The organism is Agreia sp. Leaf283 (assembly GCF_001422485.1).
In the GTDB taxonomy this organism is placed as follows: Bacteria; Actinomycetota; Actinomycetes; order Actinomycetales; family Microbacteriaceae; genus Agreia.
Window position 1 is genome coordinate 883,505 of record NZ_LMNF01000001.1, and the last position, 13,980, is coordinate 897,484.

Genomic DNA, 13,980 nt, shown 5'->3' on the forward strand with positions numbered 1-13,980 from the left:
CAGCCTGAGCGGTCTTCTACACGACGTAGACTTGGCTGGTGCTGCTCTGCCTGACTGCGAACCATCGCAACGCCAGCTTCGATCTCCTCGAGAAGCTGTCGATCGGCGCACCCTCCCTCGCGACGTCGCTCGTCACCGACAGCGATTTCATCCAGGGCGCCGTGGTTCTCGCCACCTGCAATCGCTTCGAGGCCTACCTCGACGTCGACGAGCCCCTCACTGCCGCGGCAGCCCTCGCGGCCGAGCAGGCCATGGAGGTGCTGGCCGAGGCATCCATCGTCGACGTCGAAGACGTGCGCAGCACCCTCACCGTTCTCTGCGGCGACACCGTGGCCGAGCACCTCTTCTCGGTCTCGAGCGGACTCGAGTCGGTCGCCATCGGCGAAGACGAGATCGCCGGCCAGGTTCGCCGGGCCCTCACCACGGCCCGCGTCGAGCACACCACGTCGAGCGACCTCGAGCGCCTGTTCCAGCGCGCGTCGAAGACCTCGCGGGGCGTCAAGACCAAGACGGGTCTCGGCGGCGCCGGCCGCAGCCTCGTGCGCCTCGCCCTCGATCTGGCCGAGAGCCGGGTCACCGACTGGGCCGGCACCACGGTTCTGCTCGTGGGCACCGGGCGCTACGCCCGCGCCAGCCTCGCCGCCCTGCGCGACCGCGGCGTCACGAATGTGCGGGTGTACTCGCCGTCGGGCCGCGCCGCCAACTTCGCCGCCTCTCATGAGCTGCAGGCCGTTGCGAAGGCCGAGCTGATCGCGGCGATCGCGGCATCCGATGTGATCGTCACCTGCAGCACCGCACCCACCGTCGTTCTGACCGCGGCCCAGCTCGCCGCGGCCGGCGAGCTGCCCGATGCCGTCGAGCGTCGCCTGGTCATCGACCTCGGCCTGCCGCGCAACGTCGACCCCACCGTGTCGACGGTCGCCGGCACAGAGCTGCTCGACCTCGAGACCGTCAGCCTGCACGCGCCGCTCGAAGAGCTGAACGCCGAATCCGACGCGCGTGCGCTCGTGGGAGAGGCCGCGGCCGAGTACCGCGCATCCCGCGCCGAGGCCGAGGTTACTCCGGCCGTCGTGGCGCTGCGCTCGCACCTCTTCGACCTTCTCGACGCGGAGATCGCGCGGGCACGCTCGCGCGGAGATTCGTCCGACGAGACCGAACGGGCGCTGCGGCACCTGGTCGGCGTGATCCTGCACACTCCCTCTGTGAGGGCCCGCGAGCTGGCTCGCACCGGCGGCACCGAGACCGTGTTCGCGGCCGTCGAGGCGCTCTTCGGCCTGCAGGCCTCGCCCGCTGACGCATCCGGCGCTTCCGGCGCTGTCGAGGCCGTGGTCGCCTCCACCCTTCCTCTTACTCACCGCACCCACGGAGGCTGAGTGAGCGACGAGGCCCTGCTGCGTGTGACAGACCCCATCCGCACCGAGCGCCTCCTGCTGCGCACGCTCACCCCCGACGACCTCGACGACGTCTTCGCGTACGCCGGACGCGACGACGTCATCCGGTACCTGCCCTGGCCCCAGCGAAATCGCGACGAGGTGGCCGAGCACCTGGCGAGGCGGCTGAACACCACACTCGCCTCCGATGGCGACGTGATCGTGCTCGGCATCGAGCTGCCCGCGACACCGGACGACCCGGAGTCGCGACCCCGCATCATCGGAGATATGACTCTGGTTCTCTCGAGCGTCGAGCACAGGCAGGCCACGATCGGCTGGGTGCTGAACCCCGAGTATCAGGGCAAGGGCTACGCGGCGGAGGCCGCCTCCCGGGTGCTCACGCTGGCCTTCGACGAGCTCCACTCTCACCGGGTCATCGCCGAGCTCGATCCCCGCAACACGGCCTCATCGTCGCTCTGCTACCGGCTCGGCATGCGCCTCGAGGGGCATTTCGTGCACAGCGAGATCTTCAAGGGAGAGTGGGGAGACCTCGCCGTCTACGCGATCCTCGACGTGGAGTGGAACGCCCGGAACGCGCTCGATGGCTGAGCGGTCCGGCACGCCTGGGCTGCCCACGATCCTCGTCGCGGCGGTGGCGCTCGTGCGCGACCGCCGCGTTCTGATGGTCACGGCGCGGGCACGCGATGTGGTCTACATGCCCGGCGGCAAGATCGACGCCGGCGAGACCGCGTTCGACGCGGCCATCCGTGAGGCCCGCGAAGAGATCTCGGTCGACCTCGACCCCGCCTCCGTATCTGAACTCTTCACCGTGACCGTGCAGGCGCACGGCGAACCCGAGGGCCGACTGGTCGAGATGCGCGTGTTCCAGGCGTCCACGCCCGACGAGCCCGTCGCATCCGCCGAGGTCGACGCCGTGCACTGGGTGACCACTGCCGACGCCGACCGCTGCCCACCGGCCGGCCGAGAGACTCTTCGACGTCTGGCCGAGCTAGGCCTGATCGACTGACCCCGCCCGGCCGGCTACCTTGTGCGCCGGTTAGGGTTGGCCAATGACACTGGATGCCGGGCTCGCCTCGATCGCCGACGAGCGGTTCGTTTCACTCACCACTTTTCGCAAGACCGGAGAGGGAGTGTCCACTCCCGTATGGATCGCCCGCGACGGCGACGCCCTCATCGTCACGACTCCCGACGGCACGGGCAAGGTGAAGCGGCTGCGCAACGACGTCCGCGTCGAGCTGCGCCCCTGCGATCGCATGGGCAAGGTGGCAGACGACGCCCAGACCGTCTCGGGGCACGCAGAGATCGTCGACACCGACGAGGCCCGCTCGAGCCAGGAGCGCATCTTCCTCGCCAAGTACCGCCTCGAGTACCGCATCTTCATGTTCATCGAACGCCTCGGCAAGAAGGGCCGTAAGAAGAAGCGCGTGAGCCTGCGCATAACGGAGTGAGCGGCTTTCCCTTCGAGCTCGCCTACGCGGCGCTGCTCGCCGTGATCGGAGTCGCCGGCATCATCCTCGCCGTGCGCGGTTCCCGCTCGACCCGCGGCGCGCGCATTCCTCGCGGCGACCGCATCGCGATCGCCGTCCTCCTCGCCGCGTGGCTCGCCGGACTCCTCTTCATGACGCTGCGCCCGAGCTCGGGCAGAGGATCGCTGCTCAACCTCGTTCCCCTGAGCTTCGAGGGTCCGGGTGCCGTGGTCGACGCGGTGCTGAACGTGGGCGTCTTCGTGCCGCTCGGGCTGCTGCTCGCGGCGGCGGCCATCCGGTTCCCGGTCGCACTGCTCATCGGACTGCTGCTCTCGGTCACGATCGAGCTGAGTCAGTTCGTCGTGCAGGTCGGTCGCACGTCTGACGTCAACGACCTCATCACGAACACCACGGGCACGGCTCTGGGGTGGGCCCTCGGGGCTGCGGTGGTGCACATCCGTCGACGGGTCGACGGGTAGCGCGATCCATCCGTCAGTTGATGCTCTTGTCGGCCGGCATCAGTGCATCTTCTGACGGGTGGATGCCCTTCGACAGGCTCATGGAACGGGTGGCTGAGGAGGCGCGCGAGCTCGGCCTCAGGGAACGGGCGGGGCACCCTTCGACAGGCTCAGGGAACGGGCGGCTGAGGGGGCGTGCGAGCTCGGGCTCAGGGAACGGGCGGGGCACCCTTCGGCAGGCTCAGGGAACGGGCGCGAGCGCGGTGAGCACGTCGGCCACGTCGCGTGAGTCGTTCCAGAGGTGGAACGCCACGCGCGCGCATCCGGCCCGGCCCGACGCGACGATGCCGGCGGCGACCAGCGCCTGCAGGTGCCGGCCATCGGCATCCGGCCACGTGACGATCGCCTGACCGCGGCGAGGAATACCGAGCCCGTCGCAGAGCGCGTCGCCCAGGGCGACGTTGTGCGCGTGCACCTCGGCGAGGTCGAGCGACGCGAAGAGCTCGATCGCGGGCTCGGCGCCCACCCACACGGGCCAGGCCGGCGACACGTCGAAGCCGCGTGCATCCGCGGCGAGGTTCATGTTCGGCCCGTAGCACGAGCCCCAGATGTCTTCGCCGGCGTACCAGTTCGCTTGAAGAGGGGCGAGCGTCTGCTGGTAGCCCTCGGCCAGGGTCAGAAAGGCCGCTCCACGCGGTGCGCACAGCCACTTGTAGGCGTGGCAGACCGTGGCGTCGAAGAGCGAGGCGTCGACGGGCATCGCGCCGGCCGCCTGAGTCGTGTCGCACAGGGTGAACGCGCCGTTCGCCCGGGCCGCCGCCACGATCGCGTCGACGTCGGCGACCCTGCCCGACGACGACTGCACGAGAGAGAACGCCACGAGATGCGTAGCCGGGGTGATGGATGCCGCGAGCGCTTCGAGCGCAACGTGCCGCACCACGACGCCACGGCCCTGGGCCACGACGAACGGAAACACCATCGAGCTGAAGTCCCCGTCGACGCACAGCACCTCGCGGCCCGCCGGCACCGCCGCGGCCAGCACGCTGACCATCGCGGAGGTCTGCGATCCGATCGCCACGCGGCCCGCGTCGACGTTCATCAGACGGGCGAAGGATGCGCGGGTGCGGTCGATCACGGCGTCGTATTTCGCCGGCGAACAGCGTCCGGCAGCCCAGTCCGCCTGGTCGGCCCGCATCGCCTCGAGCGTCGACGACGTCGCCATGCCCAGCGAGCATGCGCCGAGGTATCGTCGGCCTCCGACGAACTGGGCACGGGCCTCGGCGAGTGTGGTCATGCATCCAGAGTGACCTCTCACGACCCATTGGACAACGGCAGCTTGGGCATCGCTGACATAAGCCGCCGTTATGCTCATCGCATGACGCTGACCCCTCCCTCCCGATCGAGCCTGGCCACCGATCTCGACTCCCAGACCCTGCGGGTGATCAGGGCCGTCGCCGACAAGGGATCGATCACGGCGGCCGCGGCCTCGCTCGGCTACAGTCAGCCCGCGCTCAGTCAGAGCATCCGACGGCTCGAGGAGAAGCTCGGCATGCCTGTGCTCACCCGGGTCGCGCGGGGTGTCGAGCTCACCGAGGCCGGCGAGGTGCTGGCGCGGCACGCGGCCACGGTGCTGCGAGCCATCGACTCGGCGGCCGACGAGCTGTCGGAGCTCTCGGGGCTGCGCTCCGGGCTGGTGCGCATCGCGGCGTTCCCTTCGGCGTCGTCGACCGTGGTGCCGCGCCTGCTCGGCGACATCACGCGCCGGCATCCGGGCGTGCGCTTCAGCTACCTCGAGGCGGAGCCGCCCGAGGCCGTGCAGGCTGTGCGCGACCACGCCGCCGACATCGCCCTCACCTTCAGCTACCCGCGCGACCCCGACGACCCGCACCGGGCGAGCGCCACGGGACTCGCCACTGTGCCGCTCTGGCGCGAGCAGATGCTGCTCGTGGTTCCGGATGCGCCGGGCCTCGGCGATGGCGCGATCGAGCTGGCGGGTCTCGCCGACTCCGGCTGGATCGCCGGCTGCCCGCGGTGCCGCGGGCACCTCGTCGAGCTGTGCGAAGCATCCGGATTCACCCCCTCGCTCGGCTACGAGACCGACAACGTGCAGGCGGTGCTGGCCATGGTGGGGGCGGGCCTCGGCGTGGCGCTGCTGCCGTCGCTCGCCCTGTCTGCGACGCCCCTGCCTGCCGGGGTCACGACCAGGCCGCCGGCGGCCGCCGACTACCGCACGGTGCACCTCGTGACGGCACAGGGCTCGGCCGGCGTGCCCGCGATCGGGGCGACGATCGCGGCGATCCGCTCACTGGATGCCGCCGCCTGGGGTCTCGAGGCCCTGTCGCGCCCGCTGACGTAGGGCCTACGCGCCCTCGATCTCGTAGCGGCGCTCGATGCCCGCCGTCGCGCGGCCCCACTCGCTGTCGGCGACGCGCCGCTGGTGCGCCGCGAACGACTCCGCATCCTGAAACAGCTCGTCGACCTGCCACACCAGCTCATCGCGTGTGCGCGTCACCTCGAACGAGACGCAGCCCGGCTCCGCTCGAGTGAGCTGCGTGTGCAGGGGCAGATTCTCTTCGACCACGCGAGCCTGTTCGAGGGTGTCGCAGACAAGCCGACCGGTCAGGCGCACAGAACTCATGAATCGAGAGTGGCACACGACCGACTGTAGGGTCGAAACATGGGATCCCGAGTTCGCGTCACGCTCTCGGCCTCGCTGCTGGCCTGCGCTCTCGGGCTCGGCCTCGTGGGCTGCATCACGACGACGCCCTCCCACTCGACCTCCTCGGTCGAGCGCAGCGCCGACGAAGCCGAGGCGACCCTGAAGTCGATCCCGGGAGTCTTCGACGCCCGCATCGGCCACGCCAAAGACGGTTTTCAGACGTATATGAGTATCAACATCGAGCTCTCCGATGACTTCTCGGGCTCGGACACCGAGCTGCTCGACCAGGTGCTCAGGCAGGTCTGGTCGCAGACCGAGGTCGCGCCCGAACGGTATGCGGTCATCCGCGTGACCGGCGCGGGCCGCACGGCATCGGGAGTGGCCGCGGCCCTCACCGAGCTCGATATCCGCTCGATGGAGTACGCCCAGACGGCGCTGTCGATGATCTCCGCCGATCTCGAGGCCCGCTACGGCACCTGGCCCCAACGCCTCGCGCAGACTGGCTGACACCCCCGCGACACGCGGTCGGGCACGGCCTGTGGGCACTATTCTTGGCTGCCGTGACCGGAGATTCTGCTGTGGCGATGCCCCGTCGGAAGGCCGCCGTCGTCGTCAATCCTGCGAAGGTCTCGGTCGAGACACTGCGCGCCGCCGTCGCCGCCGAGGAGGCCCGCTCCGGCTGGTCGGCCTCGGAGTGGTTCGAGACGAGCGCCTCCGACGACGGCAGGTCGGCAGCCGAGGATGCGGTGCGCTCGGCTCCCGACCTCATCGTCGTCGCCGGAGGCGACGGAACCCTCCGGGCCGCGGCTGAGGCCTTGGTCGACAGCGGCATCCCGCTCGGGTTGGTGCCGTCAGGAACCGGCAACCTGTTCGCCCGCGAGCTGAGCCTGCCTCTGAACGACCTGAGGGCATCCATCGCCACCGCGTTTCGCGGCAGCGACCGCCCTGTCGACGCGGGCCTCGCCGTTCTCGAGCGAGCGGATGGGCGCGAGTCCCAGCACGCGTTCCTCGTGATGGCCGGCATCGGCCTCGACGCCCACATGGCCGGGCACACCAACGAGCGTCTGAAGAAGCGCATCGGCTGGCTGGCCTACTCGGACCCGATCGCCCGCAGCGTCTTCGGCAACAGGCAGTTCGACCTGAACTATCGCCTTGACGACCGGCCCGAGGTCTCGACCCGCGCGCACACCGTGATCGTGGGCAACTCGGGCATGCTCACGGGCGGCCTGCTGCTGCTTCCCGCGGCGGTCATCGACGACGGGCGCCTCGACGCCGTCATCTTCCGGCCGGGCCGCGGCTCGGGCTGGACCAACATCGGCTATCGCCTCGCCTTCAACCGGATGCTGCACCGCACGGGGTTCGGCCGCCTGGTCGCCAGTCTCACCCCGACCCCGCGCGCGATCCGCTGGGCCCAGGCCTCGCGCATGCGCGTGCGGTTTCCGGAGGCCCAGGAGATCCAGCTCGACGGCGACACCCACGGACCGGTCACGGCCGCCTCGCTCTCCGTGCGGCATCACGGGCTCGTCGTGAGAGTGCCCCGCGTGCCCGCTGCGCTGGATCGAGGCTGACTAGAAGACGTACTCCAGGATGTCTGTTCCGAGCGTGCGCATGCCGTCGAGCACCGCGAGCCTGCCGGTGAGATCGGTGTCGTTGAAGCGCATCGTGACCGCGTAGGCGACGGTCGCGCTCGGTCCGCGCAGCACGCCGGCCTCGCTGCGCACGCCCACGTCGGTGCCCGTCTTGTTCGTGAGGATCAGTCCGTGGTCGCTCGTACGATGCGCGAACGGGTCGAGCCCGAAGGCGCTGGCCACCATCGACAGGTCCGAGCCGAGGGCGAGCCACTCCATGACCTGCTGACTCGTCGCCACGTCGACGATCTCGCCGCGCGAGAGGCCCGCGAAGAGCGTGGCGAGCTCGCGTGCGGATCCGACGGAGAGCTGGGGCGCGTCGTCCGGCCCGCGGTAGTCGCGAACGGTGTCGAGCAGAAAAGTGCGGGTGAGACCGAGCGCCTCGCCGCGGGCGCGCACGGCGTCGAGACCGACCCGCCTGATGAGCACGTTCGTGGCCAGGTTGTCGCTGGCCGCGCCGACCAGCGCGGCGACATCGCCGACGGGAAGCGCGGGCACCTGCAGGTGCTGCCAGAGTCCCGAGTCGGCCACCGAATCCTGGGCCGTGCGATTCAGGATGCCGTGGGCCGTCTTGTCGCCGGCGCTCAGCCGGGCGGCGACCTCGATGAGCAGGAGCACCTTGCCGATCGATGCCGTGGGAACGGAGAGGTGGTCGTCGACGGAGAAGAGCAGGCGTCCGCTCTTCACGTCGATCACGCAGGCGGTGATCTGGACTCCGGACAGGGCCAACTGGGTGAGGCTGGCGAACCCGCGGCGGAACGAATCGTCGCCGGCAGGAGTGGCGCCCGACCGGGCGCGTCGGGCCGTGGGCGCGTCGGGCGAGTCGCCTCGTCTGTTGCGGCGCCTGGTGGACTCTGCCATCTCGCCCCCCTTCTCCGGACTCCCTCGTCGCACGGTCGCATGGCCGAAACTCGCGTGAGGGATAACGGGTATCGTGCCACATCCACCTGTGATCGGCCATCGCGTCACATATGCGCGGAATATGCACCAGCCTCGATTCGACTGGGGGTCCTCTGACAGAATCGACGCATGTCCGATCCCCGCGAGCCCTCCGAGCCCGAGTCCACCGAGAACACCCCCGCGACACCTGCGGAGCCCACTCCGAGCGAGCCGACTCCCGCGGAGCCCACCCCGAGCGAGCCGACTCCGGCCGCGCCGTCGTCGCCGAGTGCACCGCCGCCGAGTGCGCCCCCGTTCCCCGGGGGCACTCCTGCTGCGCCGTCCGCGCCACCGACTCCTCCGACACCGCCCGCGCCCTCCACTCCGCCAGCGCCCTCGTTCGCGCCGCCCACAGCTCCGCTGCCGCCGGCATCCTCCTCTCTCCCCCCGGTCCAGACGCCGCCTACGCCGCCCACTGCACCGGCGGCACCCGCCGCCCCGAGCTACGGCCCGCCCAGCGGAGGCGCCTCGTCGCCCGCGCCCTCCTATGGGGCGCCGCCCGTCTACGGGACCCCGGCATCCACCGGCTCGTCGGCACCGACGCCCTCGTACGGCTCGCCCTACGGATCGGGCCCGACGCCGGCCGGAGCACCGCCCGCGGGCGGGCTGCCGTACACGACTCCTTACGCGCCCGGCCAGATTCCGCCGCGCAGCAAGGGCGGCTGGATGGGCATCCTGAGCATCGTGCTCGGTGGCCTGGCCCTGTTCGTGTGCTGGATCCCGTTCCTGAACTACCTGACGGTCTTCGGCGCGATCGCCGGTCTGGTCTTCGGCCTCATCGCCCTGTTCCGCAAGTTCGGTTCGCGGGCCCTGTCGCTGACAGGAACGATCGTCTCGGGTGTCGCCTTCCTCCTGACCGTCGTCTTCATCGTCATCTACACGCTCGCCTTCGTCACGGCCGGTTCCGGCCCCGACTACACCGACACCCCGTACACCTCGAGCCCCTCCGACGACCCGACTGAGTCCGACTCGCCCGACGAGCCCACGGCCGCCCCCGGCGACCCGACGGTCGTGCCCGGCGATTCCACCCCCTCGGCCGGTGCGACGGTCTGCGCCGACGGAACCGCGATCGCGCTCGGCAAGGCGGGCATCCTGACCTATGACGGCGAGAACCAGGCCGAGGTCACGATCGAGGATGTCCAGCTGGACGCCACCGACACGGTGCTCGCCGAGAACTCGCTCAACGAGACACCGCCGGACGGCTACCAGTACGCGCTCATCTCGCTGACGATCAAGCAGCTGGGAACCGAGTCGTTCCCCGCGGGCGCCAGCCGCGGCATCTTCAAGGGCGTCGCCGAAGACATCGCGTCGCCTGCCGACTACGCCGTGCTGCCCGAACCCGAGCTGCTCTTCGCCCCCGACCTCTCGCAGGGCGACTCGGTCACCGGAAACATCGCGGTGTTCGTGCCCACCTCGGGTGCGGACTCCGGCTCGCTTCTCGTCGACAACTACTTCACCGACAACACGTGCGAGCTGAAGGTCGGCTAGCAGCTGTCACAGCGGGCGAGGCCGACTACCAGATCGTGACGCGCTCCTCGGGAGCCAGCCACAGGGCATCCGACTCTGTCACGCCGAACGCGTCGTAGTACTCGTCGATGTTGCGAACGATCTGGTTGCAGCGGAACTCGTTCGGCGAGTGCGGGTCGATCGAGAGCAGGCGGATGACCTCCTCGTCGCGCGACTTCTGCTGCCAGGCCTGGGCCCACGACAGGAAGAAGCGCTGCACGCCCGTGAGTCCATCGATCACCGGAGGCTCTTCGCCATCGAGCGAGATGAGGTAGGCGTCCCAAGCGATGCTCAAGCCTCCCAGGTCGCCGATGTTCTCGCCGATGGTGAGGGCGCCGTTCACGTGCTGGTCGGGGACCTGCGCGGGAGCCAGCGCGTTGTACTGGTCGATCAGCGACGAGGTGCGCTTCTCGAACGCCTCGCGGTCGGCCTCGGTCCACCAGTCGGTGAGCCGGCCGTCGCCGTCGAAGCGCGAGCCCTGGTCGTCGAATCCGTGCCCGATCTCGTGGCCGATGACCGCGCCGATCGCGCCGTAGTTCGCCGCGGCATCCCGACCCTCGTCGAAGAAGGGGTACTGCAGGATGGCCGCCGGGAAGACGATCTCGTTGAAGCCGGGGTTGTAGTAGGCGTTGATGGTCTGCGGCGTCATGAACCACTCGTCGCGGTCGAGCGGCTTGCCGATCTTGCCGAGTTCGCGCTGGAACTCGAACTCGCTCGTGGCACGGATGTTGCCGACCAGATCCTTCGCGTCGATCGCCAGAGTGGAGTAGTCCCTCCATTTGACGGGGAACCCGATCTTGGGGGTGAACTTGTCGAGCTTGTCGAGGGCCCGCTCGCGCGTGGCGGGCGTCATCCACTCGAGGTCGGTGATGGATGCCCGGTACGCCTCGATGAGATTGGCGACCAGCACATCCATGGCCGCCTTGGCCGTCGGCGGGAAGTGGCGGTCGACGTAGATGCGGCCGACGGCCTCGCCCATCGCGCCCTCGACGAGGGAGACGCCGCGCTTCCAGCGCGCCCGCATGCTGGGCGTTCCGGTGAGGGTGCGCCCGTAGAAGTCGAAGTTCTCGTTCACGAAAACGGCAGGTAGGTAGGCCGCGGCCCCGTGCACGACCTGCCACGACAGCCAGTCGCGCCACTGGTCGAGCCGCTCCTCGGTCAGAAGCGACGCGATGCCCGACACGAACGAGGGCTCGCGCACGACGAGCTCGTCGAACACGCCCTCGGGCGCGCCGAGCGCGCTGCGCCAGAGGTCGAGGTCGACGGTCGGCGCCGAAGCGGTGAACTCGCTCCACGACACGAGGTTGTAGGTGGCCTGGGCGTCGCGAGTCCGCACGTTGTCCCAGTGCGTGGCCGCGATCGCGGTCTCGAGGTCGAAGACGCGCTGTGCGCGGGCAGCGTGGTCGGAGAGCCCCGCGAGCGCGAGCATCCGCTCGATGTGCCCCAGGTAGGCGGCGCGGATCTCGGCGAACTTCTCGTCGCGGTAGTAGCTCTCGTCGGGCAGCGAGATGCCGCCCTGCTCGAGGAACACGAGGTAGCGCTCGGGGTCGCCCGGATCGTTGTCGACGAACAGGCGGAAGAAGCCGCCCACGCCCTGTCGCTCGAGACGAGCGGCCGTCTCGAGCAACTCGTGCACGCTCGAGACGCGGGCGGCCTCGGCGAGCTGCGGCTCGATGGGTGTGGCACCCAGCTCTTCGACGCGCTCCTCGTCGAGGAAGCTGGCGTAGAGGTCGCCGAACCTGCGCTCCTCGCTGCCCGGCACGGCATCCTGCGCCTCGATGATGATGTCGCGCACGGCCTTCTCGGCCTCTTCGTGCAGCTGGTAGAACGAGCCGTCGCGGGCGCGGTCATCGGGAATGACGGTGCGAGCGATCCACTTTCCGTTGACGTGCCTGAACAGGTCGTCCTGCGGGCGGATCGTGGGGTCGAGTTCGGTCGAGTCGATGCCGGAAGTCGTCATCCCGCCAGCCTAGCGACGAGTGCTGCCGCGCTCGATTCTCTCGGCGATCTCGCTGACTTCATCGAGAGCTCCGGATGCGATCTCCACGATGAACTCGTACGCCTCGTCGTTCGTCCACGTCAGGCTCATTCCATTCAGACCGAGGAACGCAATCAGGCCCGACAGCCCGAGGCGCTTGTTCCCATCGACGAGACCGTGATTGCGCACGAGAGAATGCGTGAGCGCTGCCGCCTTGAGCATCAGAGTGGGGTAGGCGTCCCGACCGAACACGCTGGCCTGCGGACGAGCCAAGGCCGATTCGAGGAGGCCGTGGTCTCGAACGACGACGTCAGGTCCGATCGCCCGCTCCGCAATGTAGATCAGCTCGTCGTAACGGAGATAGATCATTGCCCGAGGCGATCAAGGGCCTCGGCGTAGCGCGGAAGTTCTGCCTCGAGCACGTTTTCGAGCAGATCACGGCGGCTGTGGTTCTCGACATACTCCCGCACCGCCTGTTTGGCGACGTCTTGCATCGAGCGGGACTCGAGCTCGGCGCGTCGGCGGAGCGCGTCGGCTTCGTCATCGGACAGGCGCAGGGTCATAGGCATACGTAAATGGTATCAGTGGTGATACCGGAACCGGCAACTGCGACCGTGACTAGGCTCGCAGGGTGAAGGCACTGGATCGAGACATTCTGCGCCTCGCCGTCCCCGCGCTCGGAGCCCTGGTCGCCGAGCCCCTCTTTCTGCTCACCGACACCGCCCTCGTCGGGCACCTCGGCGAGACGCCGCTCGCCGGCCTCAGCATCGCGAGCGCCCTCCTCCAGACCGCGATCGGGCTGCTCATCTTTCTCGCCTACGCCACGACCCCGACCGTTGCGCGAAGGCTCGGCGCGGGCGACAGGCCGGGCGCGATCCGGGCCGGCATCGACGGCCTGTGGCTGGCACTGTTGCTCGGCGTCGTGCTCGTGCTTGTCGGAATCGTCGCGGCCCGCCCCCTCGTTCAGCTCTTCGGCGCGACGGCCGCGGTCGAGGAGCAGGCCGTGATCTACCTCACGGTGTCGCTCGCCGGGCTCCCCGCCATGCTGCTCGTGATCGCGGCCACAGGGCTGCTGCGCGGACTGCAGGACACGAAGACGCCCCTCATCGTCGCCGTCTGCGGTTTCGCCGCGAACGCAGGCCTCAACGCCCTCTTCATCTACGGCTTCGGCGCCGGAATCGCGGGCTCCGCGGCGGGAACGGTCGTGGCGCAGTGGGCGATGGCCGCCGTATATCTCGTGATCGCCGTGCGGGCATCCCGGCGCGACGGCGTCAGCCTGCGGCCCGGACTGGCGGGCGTGACCGGCGCCGCGGCATCCGGCGGCTGGCTGTTTCTGCGCACGGCGAGCCTGCGCGCGGCCCTGCTCGCAACGGTGGTCGTCGCATCCGGTCTCGGGGTCGTCGAGCTGGCGACCTTCCAGATCGCGTCGACTCTGTTCTTCACGCTGGCCTTCATCCTCGACGCCCTGGCGATCGCGGGGCAGGCGCTGGTAGGCCACGGCCTCGGGGCAGAGGATGCGCCGCGCGTGCGAGGCGTGATGCGCCGGCTCGTGCAGTGGGGAATCGGCGCGGGCGTCGTGCTCGGGCTCGGCCTCGCAGCGCTCTCTCCCCTGCTCGGCCCCGTCTTCTCCTCGAGCCGCGACGTGCAGCAGGCGCTCCTCGTGGTCGTGCTGGTGATGGCGATCGGAGTTCCGCTCGCGGGCTACGTCTTCGTTCTCGACGGGGTGCTGATCGGCGCGGGAGACGCGCGCTACCTCGCCCTCGCCGGGCTCGCGACCGTGGTGATCTACGCGCCGCTCCTGCTGCTCGTCGCCCTCTTCGGCCCCGACGGCACCGCCGGCCTCGTGTGGCTGTGGCTCGCCTTCGGCCTCGGCTACATGAGCGCGCGGGCCCTCACACTCGGGCTGCGCGCCCGCGGAACCGCATGGATGCGAACCGGCGGTTAGGCTGATCATC

At 69.7% G+C, this 13,980-nt stretch carries 16 protein-coding genes; 10 read left to right on the forward strand and 6 right to left on the reverse strand.

What is annotated here, in order from left to right:
* Positions 1-38: 38 nt before the first annotated feature.
* The 5 genes from ASF51_RS03935 to ASF51_RS03955 are packed head-to-tail and all read left to right on the forward strand — an operon-like array spanning position 39 to position 3,336.
* On the forward strand, positions 39-1,373 hold the full coding sequence (locus ASF51_RS03935; RefSeq protein ID WP_055925449.1) for a glutamyl-tRNA reductase: 1,335 nt from the start codon (positions 39-41) through the stop codon (positions 1,371-1,373).
* Complete coding sequence (locus ASF51_RS03940; protein WP_055925451.1) at positions 1,374-1,979, forward strand: GNAT family N-acetyltransferase; 606 nt, start codon at positions 1,374-1,376, stop codon at positions 1,977-1,979.
* Entirely contained in the window at positions 1,972-2,397 is a 426-nt protein-coding gene (locus tag ASF51_RS03945; protein WP_055925455.1) for an NUDIX domain-containing protein, read from the forward strand. Before ASF51_RS03940 ends, ASF51_RS03945 begins: the two co-directional genes overlap by 8 nt.
* 43 nt (positions 2,398-2,440) lie before the next feature.
* Positions 2,441-2,839 carry a PPOX class F420-dependent oxidoreductase gene (locus ASF51_RS03950; protein WP_055925458.1) on the forward strand — a complete coding sequence of 133 codons (399 nt, stop codon included), beginning with the start codon at positions 2,441-2,443 and terminating at the stop codon, positions 2,837-2,839.
* The gene (locus tag ASF51_RS03955) at positions 2,836-3,336 is read left to right on the forward strand and encodes a VanZ family protein (protein WP_082479516.1); all 501 of its coding nucleotides are present in this window, start codon (positions 2,836-2,838) and stop codon (positions 3,334-3,336) included. Before ASF51_RS03950 ends, ASF51_RS03955 begins: the two co-directional genes overlap by 4 nt.
* A 220-nt stretch (positions 3,337-3,556) precedes the next feature.
* Here ASF51_RS03955 and ASF51_RS03960 read toward each other — a convergent pair whose 3' ends face one another.
* Positions 3,557-4,609 carry an aminotransferase class V-fold PLP-dependent enzyme gene (locus ASF51_RS03960; protein WP_055925461.1) on the reverse strand — a complete coding sequence of 351 codons (1,053 nt, stop codon included), beginning with the start codon at positions 4,607-4,609 and terminating at the stop codon, positions 3,557-3,559.
* A gap of 81 nt (positions 4,610-4,690) precedes the next feature.
* Between ASF51_RS03960 and ASF51_RS03965 the strand changes: the two genes are divergently transcribed.
* Positions 4,691-5,671, forward strand: a complete 981-nt coding sequence (locus ASF51_RS03965; protein WP_055925464.1) for a LysR family transcriptional regulator — start codon at positions 4,691-4,693, stop codon at positions 5,669-5,671.
* 3 nt (positions 5,672-5,674) lie between these two features.
* Here ASF51_RS03965 and ASF51_RS03970 read toward each other — a convergent pair whose 3' ends face one another.
* Positions 5,675-5,953 (reverse strand): putative quinol monooxygenase, encoded by a 279-nt coding sequence (locus ASF51_RS03970; RefSeq protein ID WP_055925468.1) that lies wholly within the window; start codon positions 5,951-5,953, stop codon positions 5,675-5,677.
* Positions 5,954-5,992: 39 nt separating this feature from the next.
* On the opposite strand from ASF51_RS03970, the gene ASF51_RS03975 reads away from it, so the two are divergent.
* Together ASF51_RS03975 and ASF51_RS03980 are read left to right on the forward strand one after the other, a co-directional pair.
* The gene (locus tag ASF51_RS03975; RefSeq protein WP_055925471.1) at positions 5,993-6,481 is read left to right on the forward strand and encodes a hypothetical protein; all 489 of its coding nucleotides are present in this window, start codon (positions 5,993-5,995) and stop codon (positions 6,479-6,481) included.
* Positions 6,482-6,558: 77 nt separating this feature from the next.
* A complete protein-coding gene (locus ASF51_RS03980) occupies positions 6,559-7,542 on the forward strand; it encodes a diacylglycerol kinase family protein (RefSeq protein ID WP_055927853.1) in 984 nt (327 codons plus the stop codon).
* Here the strand turns inward: ASF51_RS03980 and ASF51_RS03985 are convergent, their stop codons facing one another.
* Complete coding sequence (locus ASF51_RS03985) at positions 7,543-8,463, reverse strand: serine hydrolase (protein ID WP_055925474.1); 921 nt, start codon at positions 8,461-8,463, stop codon at positions 7,543-7,545.
* Between the two features lie 168 nt (positions 8,464-8,631).
* Here ASF51_RS03985 and ASF51_RS18935 point away from each other — a divergent pair, with 168 nt between their 5' ends.
* Positions 8,632-10,029 (forward strand): DUF308 domain-containing protein, encoded by a 1,398-nt coding sequence (locus ASF51_RS18935; protein WP_157411998.1) that lies wholly within the window; start codon positions 8,632-8,634, stop codon positions 10,027-10,029.
* A gap of 25 nt (positions 10,030-10,054) precedes the next feature.
* Here ASF51_RS18935 and ASF51_RS03995 read toward each other — a convergent pair whose 3' ends face one another.
* The 3 genes from ASF51_RS03995 to ASF51_RS04005 are packed head-to-tail and all read right to left on the reverse strand — an operon-like array spanning position 10,055 to position 12,588.
* Positions 10,055-12,007, reverse strand: a complete 1,953-nt coding sequence (locus ASF51_RS03995) for a M13 family metallopeptidase (protein ID WP_055925480.1) — start codon at positions 12,005-12,007, stop codon at positions 10,055-10,057.
* Positions 12,008-12,016: 9 nt separating this feature from the next.
* The gene (locus tag ASF51_RS04000; RefSeq protein WP_055925483.1) at positions 12,017-12,394 is read right to left on the reverse strand and encodes a type II toxin-antitoxin system death-on-curing family toxin; all 378 of its coding nucleotides are present in this window, start codon (positions 12,392-12,394) and stop codon (positions 12,017-12,019) included.
* Positions 12,391-12,588: a ribbon-helix-helix protein, CopG family gene (locus ASF51_RS04005; protein ID WP_055925486.1), complete on the reverse strand. Its 198-nt coding sequence runs from the start codon at positions 12,586-12,588 to the stop codon at positions 12,391-12,393. The genes ASF51_RS04000 and ASF51_RS04005 overlap by 4 nt, the downstream gene beginning before the upstream one ends.
* Positions 12,589-12,656: 68 nt before the next feature.
* Between ASF51_RS04005 and ASF51_RS04010 the strand changes: the two genes are divergently transcribed.
* A complete protein-coding gene (locus ASF51_RS04010; RefSeq protein WP_055925489.1) occupies positions 12,657-13,970 on the forward strand; it encodes an MATE family efflux transporter in 1,314 nt (437 codons plus the stop codon).
* Positions 13,971-13,980: the final 10 nt, after the last annotated feature.